The organism is Terriglobus sp. 2YAB30_2 (genome assembly GCF_052114765.1).
In the GTDB taxonomy this organism is placed as follows: Bacteria; Acidobacteriota; Terriglobia; order Terriglobales; family Acidobacteriaceae; genus Terriglobus.
In genome coordinates, this window is sequence record NZ_JBFRFJ010000004.1 from 309,004 (window position 1) to 331,343 (window position 22,340).

Annotated in this window: 19 protein-coding genes and 1 pseudogene; 5 read left to right on the forward strand and 15 right to left on the reverse strand. The window is 59.8% G+C overall.

Features of this window, described 5'->3' with window-relative positions; all coding sequences use genetic code 11:
- Positions 1 to 7: 7 nt before the first annotated feature.
- The 10 genes from AB4Y89_RS08910 to allB all read right to left on the reverse strand — a co-directional run bounded on the left by AB4Y89_RS08910 (position 8) and on the right by allB (position 9,327).
- On the reverse strand, positions 8 to 325 hold the full coding sequence (locus AB4Y89_RS08910) for an XRE family transcriptional regulator (protein ID WP_442300565.1): 318 nt from the start codon (positions 323 to 325) through the stop codon (positions 8 to 10).
- Positions 326 to 377: 52 nt separating this feature from the next.
- Positions 378 to 740 (reverse strand): type II toxin-antitoxin system RelE/ParE family toxin, encoded by a 363-nt coding sequence (locus AB4Y89_RS08915; protein WP_442300566.1) that lies wholly within the window; start codon positions 738 to 740, stop codon positions 378 to 380.
- Between the two features lie 206 nt (positions 741 to 946).
- Entirely contained in the window at positions 947 to 2,314 is a 1,368-nt protein-coding gene (locus AB4Y89_RS08920; RefSeq protein ID WP_442300567.1) for an NAD-dependent succinate-semialdehyde dehydrogenase, read from the reverse strand.
- Between the two features lie 14 nt (positions 2,315 to 2,328).
- Positions 2,329 to 3,582: a M20 family metallo-hydrolase gene (locus AB4Y89_RS08925; RefSeq protein ID WP_442300568.1), complete on the reverse strand. Its 1,254-nt coding sequence runs from the start codon at positions 3,580 to 3,582 to the stop codon at positions 2,329 to 2,331.
- The gene (gene allE, locus AB4Y89_RS08930) at positions 3,579 to 4,313 is read right to left on the reverse strand and encodes a (S)-ureidoglycine aminohydrolase (RefSeq protein WP_442300569.1); all 735 of its coding nucleotides are present in this window, start codon (positions 4,311 to 4,313) and stop codon (positions 3,579 to 3,581) included. The genes AB4Y89_RS08925 and allE overlap by 4 nt, the downstream gene beginning before the upstream one ends.
- Positions 4,306 to 5,508, reverse strand: a complete 1,203-nt coding sequence (locus AB4Y89_RS08935) for an allantoate amidohydrolase (RefSeq protein ID WP_442300570.1) — start codon at positions 5,506 to 5,508, stop codon at positions 4,306 to 4,308. The genes allE and AB4Y89_RS08935 overlap by 8 nt, the downstream gene beginning before the upstream one ends.
- A gap of 392 nt (positions 5,509 to 5,900) precedes the next feature.
- Positions 5,901 to 6,749, reverse strand: coding sequence for a factor-independent urate hydroxylase (gene pucL, locus AB4Y89_RS08940; RefSeq protein ID WP_442300571.1), 849 nt, complete (start codon positions 6,747 to 6,749; stop codon positions 5,901 to 5,903).
- A gap of 136 nt (positions 6,750 to 6,885) precedes the next feature.
- Positions 6,886 to 7,224 carry a hydroxyisourate hydrolase gene (gene uraH / locus AB4Y89_RS08945; protein WP_442300572.1) on the reverse strand — a complete coding sequence of 113 codons (339 nt, stop codon included), beginning with the start codon at positions 7,222 to 7,224 and terminating at the stop codon, positions 6,886 to 6,888.
- 14 nt (positions 7,225 to 7,238) lie between these two features.
- A complete protein-coding gene (gene uraD, locus AB4Y89_RS08950; protein WP_442300573.1) occupies positions 7,239 to 7,748 on the reverse strand; it encodes a 2-oxo-4-hydroxy-4-carboxy-5-ureidoimidazoline decarboxylase in 510 nt (169 codons plus the stop codon).
- Positions 7,749 to 7,944: 196 nt separating this feature from the next.
- Positions 7,945 to 9,327, reverse strand: coding sequence for an allantoinase AllB (gene allB / locus AB4Y89_RS08955; protein WP_442300574.1), 1,383 nt, complete (start codon positions 9,325 to 9,327; stop codon positions 7,945 to 7,947).
- Positions 9,328 to 9,387: 60 nt separating this feature from the next.
- Between allB and AB4Y89_RS08960 the strand changes: the two genes are divergently transcribed.
- A complete protein-coding gene (locus AB4Y89_RS08960; RefSeq protein WP_442300575.1) occupies positions 9,388 to 9,861 on the forward strand; it encodes a nucleoside deaminase in 474 nt (157 codons plus the stop codon).
- A gap of 11 nt (positions 9,862 to 9,872) precedes the next feature.
- Complete coding sequence (locus AB4Y89_RS08965) at positions 9,873 to 11,144, forward strand: homoserine dehydrogenase (protein ID WP_442300576.1); 1,272 nt, start codon at positions 9,873 to 9,875, stop codon at positions 11,142 to 11,144.
- A 354-nt stretch (positions 11,145 to 11,498) separates the two neighbouring features.
- On the opposite strand, the gene AB4Y89_RS08970 is transcribed toward AB4Y89_RS08965, so the two are convergent.
- Both AB4Y89_RS08970 and AB4Y89_RS08975 read right to left on the reverse strand, forming a co-directional pair.
- On the reverse strand, positions 11,499 to 14,675 hold the full coding sequence (locus AB4Y89_RS08970; protein WP_442300577.1) for a DNA/RNA non-specific endonuclease: 3,177 nt from the start codon (positions 14,673 to 14,675) through the stop codon (positions 11,499 to 11,501).
- Between the two features lie 50 nt (positions 14,676 to 14,725).
- Entirely contained in the window at positions 14,726 to 15,922 is a 1,197-nt protein-coding gene (locus AB4Y89_RS08975; protein ID WP_442300578.1) for a hypothetical protein, read from the reverse strand.
- A gap of 367 nt (positions 15,923 to 16,289) precedes the next feature.
- Between AB4Y89_RS08975 and AB4Y89_RS08980 the strand changes: the two are divergent.
- A pseudogene (locus AB4Y89_RS08980) lies at positions 16,290 to 16,562 on the forward strand (TOPRIM nucleotidyl transferase/hydrolase domain-containing protein); the annotation flags it as partial.
- On the opposite strand, the gene AB4Y89_RS08985 reads toward AB4Y89_RS08980, so the two are convergent.
- Together AB4Y89_RS08985 and AB4Y89_RS08990 are read right to left on the reverse strand one after the other, a co-directional pair.
- Positions 16,507 to 16,887, reverse strand: coding sequence for a hypothetical protein (locus AB4Y89_RS08985; protein ID WP_442300579.1), 381 nt, complete (start codon positions 16,885 to 16,887; stop codon positions 16,507 to 16,509). The pseudogene AB4Y89_RS08980 and the gene AB4Y89_RS08985 sit on opposite strands and share 56 nt — an antisense overlap.
- Positions 16,888 to 16,989: 102 nt before the next feature.
- Positions 16,990 to 17,442, reverse strand: coding sequence for a DsrE family protein (locus tag AB4Y89_RS08990; RefSeq protein ID WP_442300580.1), 453 nt, complete (start codon positions 17,440 to 17,442; stop codon positions 16,990 to 16,992).
- A gap of 243 nt (positions 17,443 to 17,685) precedes the next feature.
- Here AB4Y89_RS08990 and AB4Y89_RS08995 point away from each other — a divergent pair, with 243 nt between their 5' ends.
- Positions 17,686 to 19,977, forward strand: a complete 2,292-nt coding sequence (locus AB4Y89_RS08995) for a GH92 family glycosyl hydrolase (protein ID WP_442300581.1) — start codon at positions 17,686 to 17,688, stop codon at positions 19,975 to 19,977.
- Between the two features lie 61 nt (positions 19,978 to 20,038).
- Entirely contained in the window at positions 20,039 to 20,416 is a 378-nt protein-coding gene (locus tag AB4Y89_RS09000; protein ID WP_442300582.1) for a DUF120 domain-containing protein, read from the forward strand.
- A 13-nt stretch (positions 20,417 to 20,429) separates the two neighbouring features.
- Here the strand turns inward: AB4Y89_RS09000 and AB4Y89_RS09005 are convergent, their stop codons facing one another.
- Positions 20,430 to 22,064, reverse strand: coding sequence for an L-lactate permease (locus tag AB4Y89_RS09005; protein WP_442300583.1), 1,635 nt, complete (start codon positions 22,062 to 22,064; stop codon positions 20,430 to 20,432).
- Positions 22,065 to 22,340 lie beyond the last annotated feature (276 nt).

Below are 22,340 nucleotides of genomic sequence, written 5' to 3' on the forward strand. Positions count from 1 at the left end.
GATTGGGCTAAGCGGTCTTCTCTATCAGGTCGATGTTTGTAACCGATCCTTCGGGGAAGTCGACCCGGAGCTCAAGTGTGCCGCCTAGCGCTTCGACGTAGCTTCGCAACGTGCTGATGTACATATCGCTGCGGGCTTCGATCTTTGAGACCGCACCCTGTTCGATGTTCATTTTTGCTGCAACTGCCGCTTGGGTGAGATGACGTGCTTTGCGCAGCTTGTCCAATGGCATTGCTGCGATGTCTTCGGCGAGTTGCTTACGCAGGCGCCCCTGAACGTCTGCGGGTAACTTTGAGCGAAGTGCCTTCCAGGTAGTAGTCGCCATTTGCTGATTCCTCAACCGAGCTGAGCTCCTGCATGCTCACATGCTTCTGAGTTCAATATCGTTTTTCTACTTTCTCCAGACTTTTCAGATGCTCCGTGTAGAGGCGTTCAGCTACAGGGAGCATCTTTTCGTACCACCGGCTATCGCCAGTCTTATCACCGCCCACTAGCATTAAGGCGACGCGACGTGGGTCGAAGGCAAAAAGCATACGGTAAGGGCGGCCTTCGTGCTGCGCCCGCAGTTCTTTCATGTTCGGGAAGATCGAGCCCTTCAGAGTATCTGCGTGAGGGCGCGAGAGCGAAGGCCCAAGCGCTTCCAGCAGATTGATAGCCCGGGCAACGGATTCCTGTTCCTCGACGGTAAGGCTGACCCACCATGCTTCGAACTCTGCGGTGATCTCAATTTCCCAACTCACTGATAAATTATGTACCGTAATATATATTCCATCAAGTACATAATTGAACTGAGATGCCGGCTGCAGTCAAGGTGCGGCTCGGGAGCTAGAGCATTTCTCCTGTAGGTGTAGTGTAGGGATTCGTTATCTATGGGCGTTTTCCGCAATGAAAACGCCGCTGCACTCCCCTTCCGGGCTACCCAGCAACAGGAGAAATGCTCTAACTCCTAGGCCACCACAACAGTCTTCCGATTCATAAACTCGTGCATTCCCACGGCTGAAAGCTCACGGCCGAAACCCGACTGCTTTACACCACCGAACGGCAGGCGCGGGTCGCTGGCGACCATGGCATTGATGAAGACTGAACCCGCCTGCAGATCGGCGACAAAGCGCTGCTGTTCGACCGGGTCGTGGGTCCAGGCAGAGGCCCCAAGGCCGAAGGGCGTGTCGTTGGCAACCTCAATCGCTTCGTCCACCGAGTGGACGCGGAAGAGCAGCGCGACCGGACCGAAGATTTCTTCTCGATAGACCGGTGCGGTACGCGACAGGCCAGCGATCACGGTGGGTTCGAAGTAGTTGCCCTGGTCCACCATCATGCGTTCGCCGCCGGTGATGAGCAGAGCTCCGGCGTCGATACAGGCCTGCACCTGGGCTTGTACCTCTTCAAGGCCTTTCGAAGTTGCCAGCGGGCCGACGTCGGTCTCATCGAGCAGGGGATCGCCGACCTTCAGGTTATCCATACCGGCGGAGAAGCGCTCCTGGAACTCGTTGTAGATGCTCTCGTGAACAATAAAACGCTTAGCCGCGATGCATGACTGGCCGTTATTGATGGTGCGCGCCTTGATGGCGGTGTCGATCGCAACGTTCAGGTCGGCTGAGGGCATCACGATGAACGGATCGGAGCCGCCGAGCTCCAGCACGGTCTTCTTGATCAGCTTGCCTGCCTGTGCGGCCACGGCCGAGCCGGCGGGATTGCTGCCGGTCAACGTGATGGCGGCGACCCGCGGATCGTCGATGACCTTGGCCACGTCAGACGACTCAATGAGGAGCGCCTGAAAAACGCCACGCGGGAAGCCGGCGCGGCGGGTGAGAGCCTCAATCGTGAGAGCACACTGGGGCACGTTCGATGCGTGTTTCAGAAGACCGGCGTTGCCTGCCATCAGCGCCGGAGCCAGGAAGCGGAAGACCTGCCACAGAGGAAAGTTCCAGGGCATGATGGCGAGGACGACGCCCAGCGGATCGAAGCGGACGTAGCTGCTGGAGGCCTCGGTCGGGACCGCCTCGGACGTGAGGAATTTAGCGGCGTTCTCGGCATAGAAGCGGCAGGCGGTGGCGCACTTCTGTGCCTCGGCGCGGGCAGCACGGATGGGCTTGCCCATCTCCAGCGTCATCAGGCGCGCCAGCTCTTCCGTTTCATCTTCGATAAGAGAGGCCAGCTTACGCATGCAGAGCGCGCGATGCTCCAGCGGCACCTCCTGGTACGCCTTCCACGCGGAGGCGGCGAGGGCCAGTTTGGCTTCCAGTTGTTCCGGGGGCAGGGCATCGAAGTGCCGCAGCGTTTTTCCTGTAGAGGGATTAATGGAGAGAATTGGCATGCGCGTCTGTGTTCCTATTGTGCCGCAAGCCGTGCCATGGCGGCTGCAAGGACGCTAACTCCGGTGCCGATTGCCTCTGGAGAGGCATACTCATCCGGGCGATGCGAGACGCCGTTGCGGCAGGGAATGAAGATCATCGCAATGGGAGAGAGGCGCGCCATGAAGAGCGAGTCGTGGTACGCGCGGCTCACCATCTTCTTGTATGGGATCTTCGCATCGCGGCAGACCTCTTCCAGCGTGGCCACGATCGTGGCATCGCTGGTTGCCGGCGGGTCGGCATTGACCAGCTCTTCGCGGATAATGACACCACGTTTCGCCTGGATGGCGGCGATATCGCGGCGGACGGCTTCGATGACAGACTCGCGGCGTGCCGGATCGATATCGCGCAGATCGAGTTCCAGCGTCACGCGGCTGGGTACTGAATTCACCGCGCCGGGATGGATCTGAGCCGTTCCCACCGTGCCAACCGTATCGATCGCGCCGGTGGCCAGAGTATTACGCTCGACCGAGAGGATAACCTCGGCGGCGGCGCAGAGCGCGTCCTTGCGATTGGGCATCAGCAGCGCCCCCGCGTGTCCGCCGAAACCTTCCAGGTGGAACTTATAGCTGGCAGGCGCCGCGATGGCGGTAACGATGCCGATGGGCAGGCCCTCCCGCTCAAGCAGCGGGCCTTGTTCGATGTGCAATTCCAGCCAATGTTGGTAGTAACCGGCGGGCAGCTTCACGGTATCGAGACCGCCAGGGAAACCGGCAGCCGTACGGACCTCTTCCAATGTGCGCTCGTGTTTGTCGAGGAAGGCATCGGCCTTTTCCGGTGAGAGAGTGCCCGACAACAGGCGCGAGCCAAGACAGCCGATGCCGAAACGTGTCGGCTCCTCGGAGGTAAACATCAGGAGCTCGACCGAGCGCTTTGGTTGGAAGCCCGCCTCCTTCAGCGCGCGGATCGCTTCCAAACCGCCAAGCACGCCCACCGTACCGTCGTACATGCCGGCATAAGGGATCGCATCTGTGTGCGAGCCGGTACCGATGGGCGCAAGTGTCGGGTCAGAGCCTTCCCAGCGGAAGAAGATATTGCCGACAGCGTCGCGGCGAATGCTGAGGCCGGCCTTCTCAGCCAGCGTCTCCAGGAAGGTCCGCGCTTCCAGATCGGTGCTGGTGAAGACGACGCGTGTGACTGCGGTGCCTTCCTCGGAGGGGGGAGCATCGGAGAAGCTGGCGAGGTCTTCCAGCTCCGACGACAGACGGTCAAGGTTGACGGCGATCTTCATGCGAGCGGGTGCCGGTTCCAGTCTTTGTAGATGAGGTATTTTGCCGGTTCTTTGCCAAGCGCTCCGAACCACTGCGGGCAGTACGGCGCCATGTAGATGAAGTCGCCCGCAGTCACCGGATACCACTGATCGGCGAGCTTGTAGATGCCTCCGCCGGTCATCATCAGCAGGCCGTGTTCCATGACGTGAATCTCGGTCTGCGAGAGCGCGGCGCCGGGCTTGTAGCTCATGGTGTTGACGGCGAAGTCGAAGCCCGTATCGCCGGCCAATAGCGCGCGCACCTGTAGATCTTCATCACCGTTCAACGCGCTGGAAGCAACTTTGGTCTCATCCCCGACCAGAAGCGCAGGGCCTTCTACACCGTCGATCACCTGGTATTTCTTTTCGATGACAGCAAGCCTTGCCGGCTGTGTGCTGGTGATGCTGTGTTCAAGATCTTCGGGAATGTAGGCGTATCCGTTGGCGTTCAGCGTGTACCGCCGGCCTTCGGCTACCAGGCAGACGCTGCCTTCGAGCACGTAGAAAAAGCGCTGTGCGGCCGCCTGGCCGAGCAAGCCGTCAGCGGCCATCTCCGCCGTGTACTGGGTAAAACCGGCGCCTGCGGCCGGCGAGACGTGCACGATGGCAACCGCGTTGTGCATTCCCGGAAAGGGGGAGCGAATGAAGCTGTCCGGCGTGAGCAGAAAGTGATCACCAGCGGTGCGGCTGCGAGAGTGTCCCAGGTTAAACATCGGCGATGCGCTCCAGAAACCGGAGTCCGGTTTCAAAGGCTAACTGTACATCGTCTGGGCGCACGGTTTCATCAGGATGGTGGGAAAGACCATTTGGTGTCCGTAAAAAAAGCATGGCCGCCGGCAGCTGAGGAGCGACGACCATGGCGTCGTGGCCGGCTCCGCTGGTCATGGAAAGTGGATTGCACGGTGCCGCTGCTTCGGCAAGCAGGGTGGTCAGCTTCGGGTCCATGGGGACAGCCGGCTGATCGAGCTTTGCCGCGAAGGAGACAACCATGCCGCGCCTCTGGGCAATGGCGTGTGCGGCTTTCAATAGGCTCTCCACGCCGTCATGGCGTACTGCATCATCCGCATGGCGGACGTCGAGCGAGAGAACGGCCTCGCCGGGAATGACGTTGCCTACACCCGGGTGTGGCGAGAGCTGACCGACGGTTGCTACCAGGCCTGGAGTGTTACGGCCCAGCCTTTCGGTGGCGAGGACGAACTCGGCGGCAGCAGCCAGAGCATCATGGCGCAGATGCATCGGCGTGGTGCCCGCGTGGTTGGCTTTGCCGGTAAAGACAAGCTGAAGCCGCGACTGGCCGATGATGGCGGTAACAACCCCGAGCGAGCGGTCTTCATGCTCGAGAACAGGCCCCTGCTCAATGTGAAATTCCAGATAGCCGAAGTGCCCGCTGTGCAATCGGGCATCGCTGCGTTCGTCCGGATTCAAGCCATAAGCGGTTATCGCTTCCCGCACGGATGTGCCCTTGCCATCAATCCGCGCCAGCAGATCATCCGAGAGTTCGCCAGTCAGTGCCTTGCTCCCGATGAAAGGGAAGCCGAAGCGCACACCCTCTTCTTCACTGAAGGCAATGAGCTCGAGGTGAAAGGGCAGCGGAGCCGCCTCTTCCAGGAGTGCCAGGCCAAGCACGATGCCGAGCGGACCATCGAAGGCTCCGGCATTGGGAACAGTATCGAGATGCGACGCAAGGATGAAAGTACGGTCGGTCTCGATAGCAGCCGCACGCACAATACGCAGGTTTCCCGCGGCGTCATAGCGCGCGGTGAAGCCCTTAGCCGCAGCCCAGGCCATCAACTGTTTATTCGCGCACCGCATCGCCGGAGAAAGATACGTCCGCGTCGTCTCGCCGGCAACATCAGTGATGGCGGCGAGTTCGCGGCAGCGAGAGAGAATGAGATCGGAAGTAGACATGCTAGTTGCTAAAGTGTCTCGGCAGTTCAACAAACCCCTACTCTGGGTGCCCCATTCACGCGTAGCGTGAGTGGGACTGGTGAGCCCCAAAACCTAAATGAATTCGAGCTGTGCTCGAATATCCCGCCCATCGCGATACCACCCCAACGAACGAGGTCCGTTGGGGACCCCGATATGCGATGGATGGGGCACCCAGTTTCAGGGGCAGTTCGTCGATACTCCCTAGTCGTTTGATTTGCCACTGCGCGTATAGAGAAATCTGCTTTACTCATTTTCCTAACCCGGGTGCCCCACCCTCGCGGAGCTAGGGTGGGAGGATAAGTACAACACGCGATCTGCTGAAATCAACCAGGAACTAGCAACCAGCAACTAGCAACTAGAGCTTGTTCGCACTACATGCGAACAAGCGTCGCCTGTATCGTCCCATGGGGTTCGTCCGTCGGGACGAAGATCTCGTTATTGTTCTTCACGCCGAAGCGGTCGAGGTCAACGAGCAGAGCGTGCTTGTTGGGCATGGTCAGCGTAATCTCACTGATCTCCGGAACCGCTTCCAGCACCGCCTCTCCCATCGCGTACAGGGTTTGCTGTACCGACTTCGATTCGTGGGCGGCGAAGGTGTGCAGCATGGTCTCGCGGGCACGTTCGCGTAGCTGGTTGTAGTGCAGTGGAGTGGCGTGGATGTACTTCCAGGTCGCCGTGCAGGCCGTGGCGAAGATGCGGTCACTGGTCGGCTTCAGCGTGGTGAGCTCATCGACGATGTAATCTTCAAAGCCGGAGTTTGCTGTCTTCATGATGACCAGGTTGCTGAGGCCGGAGGTGACATGGAATCCGCCGGGCTGATGGCGGACGACGTGTGTAGTCTGTTGTTCGTCGCTGCCGCGGATGAAGGCTGTAGGATGCAGGCTGCCATCAACCTTCATGTGCTTCCACAGCGCCGAGTGGACGGTGACTTCAGCGGCAAGAACCTGCGGATTGCGAGAGAGCAGGAAGTCGATCAGCTCCTCGGCGAAGTGTTCCATGGAGGTGGCGTTGGACCGATGTGCCACGTAGTACACGGTGTTCTTCATCGTGTCCGTCGGCAGAATCTTCGAGTTATCGCCTTCAACGTGCGCGCTGACGAAGTCGCCCTGCAGCAGTACCTCTACCGTCCACTCGTCAACGTGGTGATGCTCTTCATGCCGGGTAACCTTCAGAAGGCGGACGCGGGATTTGCCGTAACGGTTTTGAGCGAGCTTAACCATAGGCCTATAAGGTACAGCCTCCCTATCGACTGCGATAGAGCGTTTTCCAGGTGGTCAATCACACTCCGGTCAGCTTTTTGTTTGTCATTTCGTAGCGATCGTGGGAGCGGAGAAATCCGCTTCTCTACCATCATCGCTACGTCCCGCGATAGGTGGTGAAGCCGTTCGCGGCCAGCAGCAGAGGGATGTGATAGTGCTGCTCGCCGGGACGAACTTCAAAGGTGATCTCGATCACCGGATAAAGGGTCTGCTGTCCGCGTGCTGCGAAGTACTCTCCCGTGGCAAAGGTGACGCGGTAGAGACCTGCAGTAAGCTGCGTCTCGGGCGGAAGCAGGGTGCGGACACGGCCATCGTTGTCTGTACATGCATCGGAGACGGCTTTCCATGTGTTGCCGTCAAAACGAAGCAGGCTGACAGCAACATGGATGGCCGGGTGGCCTGCCGAAGTATCGAGGATATGAGTAGAGATAGACATGGTGTTTGCGCTCCTCAATTGCCTGCAAGCCATTTGCGCAGGCGAAGCTGGGTAATCAGGCGCTGCTGCTCGGCGGCCTCGGCGAACTCGGTCTCATCATCGTTGTCCAGACGCTGACGCAGGATGTCGAGCATCTGCTCCTGCGTCTTGCCGGTGGCACAGACGATGAAGATGCGGCCGAACTTCTCTTCGTACTGCTGGTTGGCTTCGGCCAGCTCCTGCTTCAGACGCTCGTCATCAGTAAGCGTCTGCTCCTGCGAAGACCATGCCAGCGATCTCTCCGTCGCCTCTTTAGCGGCATGACGTTGGCCGATGCGTGGATGCGAGTCGAAGGCCTGCTGCCTGGCATCGGCGCCAAGGTGATACCAGATGTGGTCAGCGATCTCGGAGAGCGTCTGCTCATTCGGATAAGGACGGTGCGAGACCATCTGCTCAGCCCATTCGTGCGAGCCATTGGCGGGCAGGATTTCAGCCTTGGCCTGGTCGGCGGGCAACGTGTTCCAGTGATTAAGAACAGGATTCATCGGTGGGTGTCATTGTCTCAAAAGATAGTTGCTGAGCGAGAGGTGTGGGTGGGAGTTAAAAGTTGAAAGTTAAAAGTTGAAGCGTTAAGGCCGTGGCAAGAAAGAACTGGATGCCCCAGGTCCCTCGGGGGACCTGGGTATTCGCGCTCCGCGCGACCGTCTTTAAATTTGTCATCCTGACAAGCGGTGGACTCACCTATACCGACAAATCCCGTCCTCGTGCAGCAAACGAAAACTCGTTTTCCGCAAACACAGGCTCCCCACGCAGATACGTCGCAATCACCTCACCCGTCAAGGTACGTCCCAGATAGGGCGAGATGGGATGACGATAGTGCAGCCTGCTCTCCGTCACGGTCCACATGCTCTCCGGCGCAAAGACCGTGAAGTTCGCCGGCCGGTCCACGGCCAGCTCTCCATGCGTCGTGCTCAAACCTGCAAGCTCCGCCGGAGCGACCGCAAACCACCGTGCAAAGTCCTGAAGGGTGAAGCCTCGCTTATGAGCTTCAGTCCAGATAACAGGAACCGCCGTGGAGAGCGATGCGATGCCACCCCAGGCCTTATCGAACGGCCCGGCGGGCTTCATCTCCGGCGGACACGGCGAATGGTCGGTGGCGATCAGGTCGATGACGCCATCGCGCAGCGCCTGCCATAGCCCCTCCTGGTTCGCTTTGCTGCGGATCGGAGGCGCGCACTTGAACTGGGTGGCTCCATCGGCAATCTCTTCCGCGCTGATGCAGAGATAGTGCGGGCAGGTCTCCACCGTGATCGGCAGACCTTCGGCTTTGGCTGCGGCAAGCATAGGCACGGCCTGTGCGGTTGCGAGGTGGACGATATGCAGCCGGAAGCGGAACTCTCGCACCAGCTCGATCAACGCGCGGATGGCGGAGAGCTCTGCCTCATCCGGCCGCGAGGCAAGATAGGTTGCATACTTCGACCAGTCAGCCTCCTCCGCATACAGAGTTTTACTCGCTTCTATGACCGGACCCTCCAGCTCGGCATGCACGAGCAGCGGCTTGCCCAGGCGCGCAAGTGTCGGTGCAGCGCGGCGAAGCTGCGCCAGCGAAAGGTGGGTAAGACCTTCGCAACCAGGATAGATAAGGAAGCACTTGAAGCCCGCGGCGCCGGCCTCAACCAGCGGCTCCAGGTCATCGAGATTTGAGGTGGAGTCGTCTCCCGGGCCGACCAGGCCTCCCCAGGGAAGCCAGTCGATGTAGGCCAATCCCCGCGCCGCGATGCGCTTCTGTTCCAGGGCCTCGACGGAGGTGGTCTCCGGCAGACAGTTCAGCGGCATATCGACAATCGTGACAAAGCCGCCCGCGGCCGCGGCGCGTGTCGCGGTCTCAAAGCCCTCCCATTCGGTACGCCCCGGCTCATTGATATGCGTATGCACATCGATCAGGCCGGGAAGAAGGGCATGGTTGCCGAAGTCGACGACCTCAATTCCCGTCGGAACAGCATCGTGGGCGACGATCTGCGTGATGACGCCATCGTCCACGATCAGCGCGACCCGCTGCATCAGCGCTGCCGGCTGTGGCTGAGGTGGGAGTAGGACGCGGTTCGATCGGAAGGCCTGTGCCATAATCAAATTATGCCGTGATTTTGCGCGTCAATCGCGCATTTTCAAGCATTTGTAAATGACATGAACGGTCACGAAAGATTCATGCAACGCGCGATCGCGCTGGCAACCGAGAACGTTCGCACCGGGCGCGGTGGTCCATTCGGATGCGTCGTGGTGAAGGACGGTGAGATCGTCGCCGAGGGCATGAACCTCGTCACCAGCACCAACGATCCGACGGCCCACGGCGAGGTAGTGGCCATTCGCCGAGCCTGCGAGAAGCTGGGAACATTTTCGCTCGAAGGCTGCGAGGTCTACACCAGTTGCGAGCCCTGCCCCATGTGCCTGGCGGCGTTGTACTGGTCGCGATGCGCGGTGATCTATTACGGCAATACCGCAGCCGACGCGGCCGCAGTCGGATTTGACGACAGCTTCCTGTACGACGAGGTGAAGAAGCCGCTCGAACAGCGCGCTATCCCCATCCGGCAGCTGCTGCACGATGAGGCGCTCGAAAGCTTCCGCGCCTGGACCGCAAGCGAAAAGAAGATCGACTACTAGCGAGAGAGAGTATGGCGAAGACGAAGGTAGCAATTCTGGGATTCGGTACGGTGGGCGGCGGTGTAGCCGATGTGCTGGCGGCGCGGCGGTTCGCGGACATTGAAGTCACGCACGTCTATAACCGTGACTACACGCGTAAACTCTCGCGTCCGCAGGCGAAGAAGCTGCCCAAGACCGTGATCTGGACCGACGACATCAACGTCATCCTGAAGAGCGATGTCGACGTCGTCGTCGAGCTGATCGGCGGTCTTGAATCGATTGAAGGCTGGCTGAAGAAGGCCATCGCTGCCGGTAAGAGCGTGGTGACGGCCAACAAGCAGTTGATCGCCTATCGCGGCGCCGGGCTGGAGAAGCTGGCGGCGAAGAAGGGCGTCTCGCTGTTGTACGGAGCTGCTGTCGCTGGTGGTGTGCCGGTTATCCCCGGCGCGCTGCAGGGTATCGGCGGTGATGAGATTGTCCGAATCAGCGGTATTGTGAACGGCACCTGCAACTTCATCCTGAGCCATATGGAGCAGGGTGCGGAGTACGCCGAGGTGCTGGCCCAGGCGCAGAAGCTTGGCTACGCCGAGGCGAATCCTTCCGCGGATGTAGACGGCTACGATGCCCGCGCCAAGCTCTGCATTCTGTCGCGCGTTGCGATGCACGCCGAGCTGAATCCCGATGAGGTACCGACACAGTCCATCAGCAAGGTATCGGCGGTCGACTTTCACTATGCGAAAGAACTTGGCTGCACCATCCGCCAGGTAAGCCGCGCCCAGGTCCAGGATGGCGTGGTGCATGCGCGTGTAGGTCCGATGGTGGTTCCGACCGAGTCGCCGATTGCGTGGAGCCACGGCACCCAAAACATGGTGGTGACCAGCGGCCGCTTCGGCGGCGATGTGGTCTTCAGCGGCCACGGCGCCGGAGCGCACCCAACGGCGGTCGCCGTCGTCAGCGATCTGCTTGCCGTTGCCCAACAGTGCGGTGTGGTGCATCAACCGGTGCGTAAGCGTGCTGTGGTGGGCGAGTTCCTCGCTCCACACTATCTGCGCTTTGTGGTGAGCGACAAGCCGGGAATCGTCTCCGCCATCGCCGGAGCCTTGGCCAAGGTCGGAGCGAACATCGACTCCATCCTGCAGCGCCCGGGGTATCCGAAAGACCGTCTGCCCTTCGTCGTAACCACTGAGCCCTGCCTGACCTCTGTCGTTGAGAGAGCACTACGCTCCATCGCGAAGATGGACTGCATGCTGGAAAAGCCGCTCTGCCTGCAGATGCTTCGCATCGAAGACAAGGCAGAAGACTAGAGAGATAGCCATACGTTGGGTGCCCCAGGTCCCTCGGGGACCTGGGTATTCGCGCGATGCGCGAACGGTCTTGTGCTTGTCATCCTGAGCGTTCGGGGTCCCCGGCGAACTTGTTCATTGGGGTGAATTAGCGAAGGAACTGTTTGTCATTGATTCTTTCGCATGAGCGAAAGAATCAGTTCGCGCTACGCGCGAATGTCAACCATAAGGCGCAACAACGCCTGTCCAGCGGTCTGAGGATGTGGCTTTTCATGGACAACGTAGCTTGGAGGGAGCCATGAGAAGTTACAGACATCTGACCTACGAAGAGAGATGCCAGATCTGCGTTCTGTCGGAGGGGTCTGTGGGGACCGTTCAGCGATTATCAAATGTATCGTGTCTGATCTGATTTCCGTTCGAATCATAGACCGTACGCTCGATAGAGTCCGGGATTGGCGTTCCGTCTGAAAGTCTTGGGGGATTCTCGGCATACCTAGGGACAACTTTCACTGTGACAGAGCCGAGCTCATCGGCCAGGTTTAGCGTTTCCACCTCGGCTGCCCGCCAGCGGGAACCCGTACCCCGATTCAGTTCGGCCTTCATGGGGACAACGTTCGTGAATTGGTCCGCCACACGTTGCGGCGGGATACCCTGTGGCACATCTCCACGGTTGGTCAAGTGGTCCGCACCGGTGAATGTGTTTTCTTTAAATACCTCCCGCTGAGCCAGATGTCCTCGCTCATAGCCGGATCCTGTATAGGCACTGTCGCTCGATTGCGCGCCTTCGGTGCTGGAGTCTCTTGCAAAGGCTCTTTCTTCAGGTGCAGCCGTGCGTTCCCTTACACCTGCGTGCACTTCGTACGTGACGGAGTTCGGTCTTCCGGCGCCCTGGTTGTAATCGAGGTTGAAGTTGGAAGAGATCTCCGCTGCGTTCTTCTCGCCGAAGCGCATCCCCGTGCGCAGGCCAGTCCCACTGGAGTCGCCGGAGGGATTACCAAATTTCGGTTTCGGTGCTGGCACGATAGCTGACAAAGGCTTCCTACCCCTGTAGAACCTGGGCTTATTCGATGTAGCTGAAGCGCCGGCGTCCAGGTTCAGTTCGCGGGCGCCGCTGTTGGGGTTTTCGCTCGGTTCTACTGGCGTCTGAGTGCTCTCTTCGTTTTCACCGGAAGAGTCGTTGGCGCCTTCTTCCGTATTGCCCTCCTCCGGCGAGGACGGTTCGGTTTCGTTGCCTTGCGGCTCGGATTGCGGGTCGTGTGGTTCGGGTTCGGCTTGCTGCGGCTCCGGTTCGGCGCTGTTGGGCCCAGGCTCGGCGCTGTTTGGCTCGGGCTCGGCGCTGTTCGGCTCGGGCTCGGCGCTGTTGGGCTCCGGCTCGGCGCTGCTGGGCTCGGATTCTGCGTCGTGGGGTTCCGGTTCAGCGTCGTGAGGCTCGGATTCCGCGTCATGTGGCTCCGATTCAGCGTCGTGTGGCTCCGATTCAGCGTCATGAGGCTCGGGTTCAGCGTCATGAGGCTCGGGTTCAGCGTCATGAGGCTCGGGTTCAGCGTCGTGAGGTTCCGGTTCGGAGTTGTGTGGCTCTGCCGGTTCCTCTGAGGCGCGAGGTTCAGCCGGCGGCTCTGCTGGAGGCTGGCCCTGGGGTTCCGCAGCTGCGGGCGCTGGGTTCTGTTCAGAACCGCCTGCCGTGGCCGGCGGCTCTCCGCCACCCTCCTGCGCCGGCGGTGCAACTGGTTCGGCTGCCACGGGAGCCTCCCGCGGCGGGGCGGTTTCAGCTGCCGCTGGGCCTTCACCCTTCGACGGCGGCGTAGCTTCTTTCGGTTCCGCAAGTCCAGATGGAGTACCCTCGCCGGAAGGCTTTCCGGCACCCGCTCCAGCCTCTGCCGCTGCCACACCTGCTCCACCGCCAAGTGCGCCGAAAGCCCCTTCTGCTACGCCGATCACGTTGGGAGTCTCGAAGGCTCCATCCACCACAGCGCTCCCTAGCTTTCGCTCTCCTTCCTGGCTGTCGGGGTGCATCATGTAGTAGTAGACGTCGTCGGCCGCCTTGCCCAGTGTGATGAAAGACTGCGCAAACCCAAGTAGAGTCTTGTCAGGACGAAACCCAAAAAGAGCCGCAGGGTCACTCGCGATTCCTTCGCCGCGTTTATAGAGGTTGTCCATAACGCCTCGGGCAAAGGGATGCTCGTCGGCTCTGGGAACCAGGAAATGGTCGATTGCCTGCAGAGTGGGCCCGAGCCCGCCAGAATCCACCGACTTGTCATGGTCCGGCTTCGCTTCGGGGCTTGCCGGCGCCTGGCTCGTGTCTGGAGCTTGAGTACCGGCACCGGGAACTGGAGGACCAGCATCGGGGCCCGGCGTGACCGAGGTGTGCTCGATATTGAAGCCTTCAGAGCCCCGGTACTCGTGAACGACGACTGTTCCGTCCGGACGTACCTCGACGTTCTGATAGTACGTTTCCCCGTTTTGCACGAAGGATTGTGAGGCCTGATAGTCGTAGGCGGAGCCGTCGGCGCGTTCATATTGTCCCCCTGGCCACACCCGGAACTCCGTCATCCCTGAGTTACCTGCCTCAGACTTTGCCGCCGCTCCGGATTCGTTACCACCGGCGCTCTGCGTTACTCCACCATCCGCCGATGCGCTCGAATTCGAGCTTCCGCCCGTCTCCGGGGTTTGTGTAGCGTTGGAGTCCGTGGTGCTGGCTGCTGCGGTGTCGAGCCGAGCGGAAGTATCGGCAACGGGCTCAGCCGATTTGCCGGGTTCGACCGTTGAAACGGCAGCGCTCTCAACCGCGTTGTTCGGGTCTCCTGGCTGGGGTTCGTCGAAGGAAGGCGGACCGAAGCTGGCCTCATGGAATGCGGTGAGGAAGTCGTCCACACGAACATCGGTGTACGTCGCTGTGGCGGTGTCCATGCCCAGGGTTAAGTCCGTTGGAGGCAGATCGAACGAAGGTGGCCCCATCGTTTTCTGGTCGAAATCCAATGGAACAGAGGCCACTGGTTCAAAGCTGAAGGTCTGACCGCCTGACTCAGCGTCGAACGGCGGCGGATCCGGCAGTGTCGTGCCCATATCCGGCGGACCATAGAAATCTGGAATGGGAGCGAGGCCGGAATCGAACGTGGCGCTGTTGTCGTAATCGGGCGGCGCAAAGCCGGGGTCGAACGGAAAGCTCGGGTCTGGACCTGGGGAGGAGAAGTTGTCCTGCGGGAAAGACATGCCTGGATCAGAGGACGAGAATCCCTGAGTCGAAGGGTCGAAGGGTGAAAACGTTCCGGCATCCGGAGCGGGCCCCTGCGTCGATGGATCGAAGTTTGGAAATGTCCCGTTATCCGGGAATGGTGCCTGAGTCGACGGGTCGAACGTAGAAAATGTTCCGCTATCCGGGAATGGTGCCTGCATGGATGGGTCAAACGTAGGAAATGCCGGGACCGATGCCTGCGTCGATGGGTCGAACGAAGGAACTTGGGTGTTTGCCTGAAAGGCAGACTGCGCGCTTGAATCGAACGCGGGGATATGGATGTCCGGCGGTGGAGTGTAGTTCGAGTTGAAGTCGCTCATCTGAAGTCCTCAACGGTGCGATGAAACGATGTGCGGACGGCATAGATGCTTTATCGAGGGAACATCTTCCGAATAGGGGCAGCCTGCCGATTGAACGCCGAGACCATCGCCACAACTATGCCTCCCCCCAGGATGATGACCAGCACGATGACCAGAATCTTGTTGGATTGAAAGTTCTTGTATGCGGGACTTTCTTCCATCGGATGAACGAGCAGGTCCACTCCCTTAGAAAGGTTATGGATATGGCGAACGGAGTTCACGACCGATGCCGTAGGAGGTGCGTCAAAGACGACGGTGTCACCATCTTCCAGTTGCCCGTCGATTTGATAGCCCTCCATCTGTACCTGAATCGGAGAGAGTGGCCGATTGTTTTCCCCGATGCCTTTGCGTTGAACAGTGAACGTCCAGACGGATTTATCGATGTACGTAACGCTTCTCCGCGTGGTCAGGGGGAAAGGGACGGTGCGCTTCATGAATCCGTAGACGACCCCCTGGGACGCTCCCTGAGCGCGGTCTACTTGAGACGGTAAGCCAGGGGGGGTGACTGGCGCCCACGCTTTCGCGGCGGCACGCGCCGCCTCCGTCGCCTGAGCCATGTCCTTTCCAAGCTCGAAGGCTCGCAGCAACGCGGCTTCGGTTGCCAGTAACTGGCTGAGGGCTCCGAACTCAATCGATTTCCAGGCCCCATCTTCATCCAGGCGGTCGTCGCTGACAGCCAGCAAAGAGACACCGGGCTTCGGCATCCAGGCCTTTGCCGCCGCGGCTGCGGATTGCTTTGCGATGTCCTGGCTCTTGCCTTGTTCCAGCGCGCGGGCCGCAGCGGCGTTGGCTGCGTAGCACCGGCTAAGAGGAAGCGCGAAGCTCGTCGCGATCCACTCCGCCAACTCTCTGGGAATGACGACCCTTTCGGCGGGGTTCTCTGTAGCCGCAGGTGGGTCTTGTTTCTGCGGTGGCTTCGGCCCCGGCGCTGTCTGTTGCGTCTGAGGAGTTCGCGCACGCAGCTTACGGATGAGCCCATGGAGCAGGAGAGCCGCCACAATTCCCTCAAGCGTGAGCCCCCACGTGATCGCGTCCTCACCGTTCTGATAATGGCTGGGTGCGACAAAAGCCACTATGACGAAAAGGACAAGCACGACGACGCTGTAAAGCAAAACGACGCCAATGATGGCAAGAGTGAGCTTAACCTTGGCGGTACGCGCAATGATGATAGCCAGGAGCGTCGCAAACGCCGGGCCGATCACAATCATTGGAGGCCACACCAACAGTCCTTGAAGGGCGACGGCTCCAGCAAGCAGATATACGAGGAAGATAAGGATTCGGGACTGCTGATTCGTGATGGTAATGGCCGGGCCCCCACTGAAACCTGCGAGTCTTCTCCGGGAAGGGAGGGTACATCTGCTGAAACTCTAGCAGCCTTGCCCTGGGGGCATCAATGCCCGGTGCGTTGCCAGGGGAAAGGTTTCCCCATGCCCTCGTTCGACAATATAAGGTCGTGGATCTTGCAAAAAAGTTCGCCGAACTCACGGGCAAACCCTCAAAAGACCTAAATGCAACGACAGCGAAACTCCATCAAGCGCTTCAGCCCGCTTTATCTGAGATGTTTTTACAAAAAAACTTGTATTAGTTGAGGGGTTAGAGGACGTTGCCTATATCCAGAGCTGGATGGTCCTGTCCGGTCGGTGGGACGCCTACCGTAGGTCGGGAGCCCACATGGTGAATGTAAACGGCAAGAGCGAATTTTTGCGCCCTGCAATCATTGCGAAAGGACTCAAGATACCTCTGCTCGTGATCTTAGACGCAGACGGAGACAAGCTACATCGCCGGAATAAAATCACTGGCGAGCAAGAAGTGAGCCCGGAATTGCTTTGGTGCGCGGCCTCCTTTTGAATTTATCGTGCGTCTCTGCCGCTTTCGACGCCTTAGCCTTGATATCGCCCGGTTCTACTTGCGGCAGCTCCCATCCCGTCATGCCCTGCAACACGCGGTCGGCATGCTTGATCGTGTTGACGTGTCCATAGTGGCTCTCAATCATCTGGACGGATGTCCCCATCTGCTCGGCAAGGAAATACACGTCCACGCCTTCCTGCAATCTGAGTGTGGCGTAGGTATGCCGGAAGCAATAAGTCGAGCGTGGCACGCCCTGCGTACCTTCGCGCAGATTCGCTTCATTCAGAAGTATTTGAGCTTCATTTTGTCCGATTAGTCGTAGCATCGCCAAATTATCCCTTTTGTGATCGGCTGTTACCGTAGGGATCTACTTTTCAAACAACAAACCCCACCCACAGCGTGGATGGGGCTCTGCAAGCACGAAACCCTACTTCAAAGACTTATCATCCATCACCGTCCAGCCTTCAGCCTTACGCGCCGCCATCTCGCGTCCGCCGGATGGAACGGTGCCGACACCTGTCTGCAACTGATCGTCGTTCATCTTGTTCGAGCGCATGGACGCATGGCAGGCGACGAAGCTGACATCCTTGCCAACCGCGCTGGTCACGTCATTGCCAAGAGCACCCTTCTTATCAACCAGCTTTAAACCGTCGCCAGTGGCCAGAATCTCAACCCGCGTGTCATACGGCTTCGCGCTCGAAGTCATCAGGTCGTTGGCCTTCTTCAACGCCGCCTGCCAGTCCGCAGGCTGATCGGAGTGCACATGAATCAGAATGCGCTGCGTCGGCTGATTCTGAGGCGTGGCGGGTTGCTGCGCAATGAGACCTGCAGGAACAAGAAGCAGCGAAGAGAGGCGGAAGATCCAGCTACGGCGTGTCATGAGATAGGTCTCCTTCTTGGGTGAAGCTTGAGTTTAGTTGAATAGTGGAAGGGTTGAATAGTTGAATGGTTTCCGTACGGGTATGCGCGCTGCGGGATTCCTCGTATTTTTGTCATCCCGAAGGGATTTGCTTTTCTCTTTCAGCAAGTCGTGAATCTCGCCCGGAACCCATCAAACAATTCAACCAATCAAAACCATTCAACTATTCAACCATTCCACCATTCAACTATCCTTCTCCCTGCCATGAAACACCTCGCATTCGCTCTTCTTGCCGTCTCCCCTGCCTTGCTCGCTCAAGCTAAGCCCGCCCAAGCCAGGCACTCCCAGGCCAAGCCCGCTCCAACGGACGTGGTGCAGTACGTTGATCCTCTGATCGGTAGTGAGAAGACTCCCGAGGGCTATGGCCGCACCCTGCCTCTGGTCGAACCTCCCTTCGCCATGACCGGCTGGATTCCGCAGACACGGCAGAACAAGATCAGCGTGCTCTCGTATGAGTGGCATGACACGACGATGTCGGGCTTCATGGGCACGCATCAGCCGGCGATGTGGATGGGCGACTTCGGCTATGTCACCGTCATCCCGCAGGTAGGCGGCGAGTTGCGCACAACTCCCGAAGCGCGTGCGATGAAGTTTCGCCACGAAGACGAGCAGTCGCATCCGGATATCTATCGCGTGACCCTCGATGCCGGCGAAGGTCAGGCGCTCAAAGCCGAGATAACCGCAACCGAACACAGCGGCATGATGCGCTTCCGCTTTCCGGCCAAAGGTGCGGCCCGTATCCTGGTCGAGGCCTCACGGCCCAACTTCAATGGCTGGGCTGCCGTGGATCTCGCCAAGGGCGAGATCACGGGCTGGAACCCGCACCGCATGGACGCCCACCTGGGGCCGGGCAGTATGCCCAACGCCGGAGCCGCCGCACTGCCCAACTTCAAGGGCTACTTCGTCGTGCAGTTCCGCAAGCTTCCCAAGTCGGGTGAGACCTACGGTAAGGATGCAAAAGACTATCGCGGCGCCTACGTCGAGTTCGCTCCCGGTGAACTGGTTGAGCTGCGCGTAGGCACCTCGTTCATTAGCCTGGACCAGGCGCGCGCCAATCTGAAGGCCGAGATGCCGGACTGGAACTTCGAAGTGCTACAGCGCAAATTGCATGCCACCTGGCAGGAGAAGCTCGCGCATCTGCAGGTCTCCAGAGCCTCGCAATCTGACAAAGTCCGTCTCTACACGGCGTTTTATCGCTCGCAGCTCTTCCCACGCATTATGACCGAGGGCGGCCGCTACTACTCCGGCTTTGACGATAAGGTGCACGATGGCACCAGCTACACGGCCTATTCGATCTGGGATACCTTCCGCGCCGAGTGGAGTTGGCTCACCCTCACGTCTCCGGAACATATCGACGGCATGGTGACGGCCCTGCTGAACGACTACAAAGAGGGCGGCTGGATGCCCAAGTGGCCCAACCCCAGCTATACCAACATCATGATCGGCACGCATGCCGACTCGCTCGTCGCCGAAGCCATGCGCAAGGGCTTCCATGGCTTCGACAAGGAGACGGCGTGGCAGGCGGCCTGGAAAGACGCTACCGTTCCTCCGGATGGAGATACCACCCGCCGCTGGCTCGACCGCGAGGTAAAGACTCCGTATGAGGCCCGCGCCGGCCTGACCTACTACAAGACCCTCGGCTACATTCCGGTCGACAAGATCGACGAAGCCGCCAGCCGCACCATTGAAGACAGCTACGACGACTGGTGCGTCGCGCAGATCGCCAAAATGCTCGGCAAAGACGCGGAGTACAAGGAGCTGATGCAACGCTCCCTCAACGCTCGTCACCTCTACAACCCTGACCGCCACCTGATGAACGGCAAGCGCAGCGACGGAAGCTGGGCGCCGATCAGCGGCGGCGAAGGCGGCGACACCAATGCGAATCGCACCATCGCCGGCTGGACCGAGGGCGATGCCTGGGTCTACACCTGGGGAGCCTTTCACGACCAGGCAGGCCTGATGGACCTGATGGGCGGCGCCGAGAACTACGCCAAGTATCTCGACCAACACTTCGCCGGCGGCCATAACGACCACAACAACGAGCCCAGCCACCACTACGGCTATCTCTACGACTTCGCCGGCCAGCCCTGGAAGACGCAGGAACGCGTCCGCCAGATCGCCGCAGCCCACTACAAGACCGGCCCCGCAGGCCTGATCGGTGACGACGACTGCGGCCAGATGTCCGCCTGGTTCATCTTCACCGCCATGGGCTTCTACCCGGTCAACGCCGCCAGCGGAGAATACATGATCGGCTCACCGCTCTACCGTCAGATGAGCCTGAAGCTGGCAAACGGAAAGACCTTCACGGTACAGGCCGAAAACAACTCGGCAGAGAACCAGTACATCCAGTCCGCCACCATCGACGGCAAGCCGCTGACCGAACCGGTGCTGACGTGGGAGCAGATCCAGGCAGGGGCGACGGTGAAGTTTGTCATGGGACCGAAGCCGTCGCAGTGGGGAAGTGCGTATCGGCCGAAGGCAGTGGTAGCGATGTGAGCTTGAAGTAAAGCTCGCGAAAGTTTATCTGGGTATCAACCGTTTTTGTGGAGTTGGGTCGTTGATATTACGTGGCAGGGTGGTCTCGGGAATTGGTAACTTCTCCTATTGGATCGAGAAGCTGCGCGATCACTACTTGGCGAAGACAGGAATGATCTTGTTTCCCGGAACACTCAATATCCAGCTTGAAACTCCGTATCGATTGCCGGAGAGGCCGATGCGGCTCGAAGGGCACGAGTATGGCGGCACCGTCTCTGTGAACCTTGTTCCCTGTTCCATCCTCGGGAGGCCTGCGTTCATCCTTAGGACGGATGCCAACGAGCAAGGCCGCGGTGACCATCCCAGAACTATTGTTGAGGTGGCCACCGATATCAAGCTCCGCGATGCCTTTCATCTGCAAGATGGTGATGTCGTGGAGATTGAGGGTCTACCCGAATGAACTGAAACGTCGGTTAGAGCCACCGCACGTGAAAGACATAGACGTACACCACGGCCAGCAAGCCGATGACGGCCGCGAGCAGCACACTGTGCCTCAACGTAAAGCGGAAGAGCTTTGACTGGTCGTGCAGCGACATGTTCGTCGCTGCAGCAGCTACCGCGATCGTCTGCAAACTGATCATCTTGCCCATCACGCCGCCGGCGGAGTTCGCTGCAGCCATCAGCACGGCGTCGAGACCGAGACGATTCGCCGTCACTTCTTGCAGGCTGCCGAAGAGAGCGTTAGCAGAGGTGTCCGAGCCGGTGAGGAAGACGCCGAGCCAGCCCAGTAGGGCGCTGAAGAAGGGGAACAGCACTCCTGTTGCTGCAAAGGCCAGGCCCAGGGTGGCGGTGGCTCCGCAGTAGTTCATCAGGAAGGCCATCGCCAGCACTGAGGTCACGGTCAGGGTAGGCAGGGCCAGCGTGCGCACCACCGAGACCAGGATGCGGAGGAACTCCATCGGCCGCACCCGCAGCAACAGGGCAGAGAGCACCGTTGCGGTCATGCAGGAGGTGCCGGAGGCACTAAACCAGTTCAGGTTGAAGATCGCCGGATACGGCGCGGCCTTGGCCACCAGCGGCGGCATACGCAGCACCATGTTGTGCAGATAGGGCCAGGGGATCAGGATGCTGCCGCGGTTCAGCAGCCTCTGAAAGGGCTGGTAACCCCAGAGCAGCACGCAGAGCACCAGCAGGCCGTAGGGCATCCAGGCAACGAAGATCTGGCCGGCGGTGTAGCCGTTTGTTGTTGTCGTATCCGTAATGTCGCCGGGGTGCAGGTAGGAGGTGTCCTGCTCCGACCGGCGGAAGCGAATCACAGCGACGAGGGCGGCGATCGCCGTCAGCGAGGCAAGGATGTCGGTGAGTTGCGGCCCGATGTAGTGCGAGACGCTCCATTGCACTGATGCGAAGGCGGCACCGCCGACGAGACATGGCAGCCAGACTCCTGCAAAACCAGTGCGACCCCACATGGCGAGGATCAGGTACGCAGGAAGAATGAACGAGACCGGCGCGCAGAAGCTGCCGACTGCTCCGCTGAGCTTGTCGAGCGGCAGGCCGGTGATTCCGGCGAGCGTTACTACCGGAATTCCAATCGATCCGAAAGCAACGGGGCCCGTGTTGGCCAGCAGGCAGATGGCGGCGGCGGTAAAGGCGGAGAAGCCGAGGCCGGTCAGCATGGTGGCCGCAATGGCTACTGGAGCTCCAAAGCCGGCGGCGCCTTCGAGAAAGGCTCCGAAGGCGAAGGCGATCAGCAGCGCCTGCAGCCGTAGATCAGGGGTCAGGCGGCTGACGGAATCCTTAATAATGTCGAACTTGCCCGTGGATTCGGTAATGCGGAAGAGGGCAATCGCCCAGAAGATGATCCACGAGATGGGGAAGAGGCCGAAGGCCGCTCCGTGTGCAGCGGCGCTGACGGCCTGCAGCGCGGGCATGTGATATCCGCCGATAGCCAGCACGAAGGTAACGGCCAGTCCCGACAGGCCCGCCATCCACGAGGGTTTGCGCAGGACACCCAATAGAAGCAACAGGGTAAAGATCGGTAGAGCGGCGAGGGCGGCCGACCAGCCGAGTCCCAGGTGATAGAGCAGATAGTCCTGCGGCCACGGCATTCGAGTGTCGGCTCACGAAGTGGAGTATGGAACGCTTTCGCGCCATGGTACGGGGACGTGTTTGGAGTGGTCAAACCGATGGTGCCACAAAACTGGGTGCCCCACATACGCGAAGCTTATGTGGGTTGTTCGAGCGAAGCTCGAATCGTCTTTTTGGGTTTGTCATTTCGCAGCGCCGGGGTCCCCGACCAGCTTGCTGGTTGGGGTGGTCGACCGGAGGGAGCGGAGAAATCTGCTTCTCGACCGAAGATCCCGGCGGGGCGGTAAAGCAGGTCC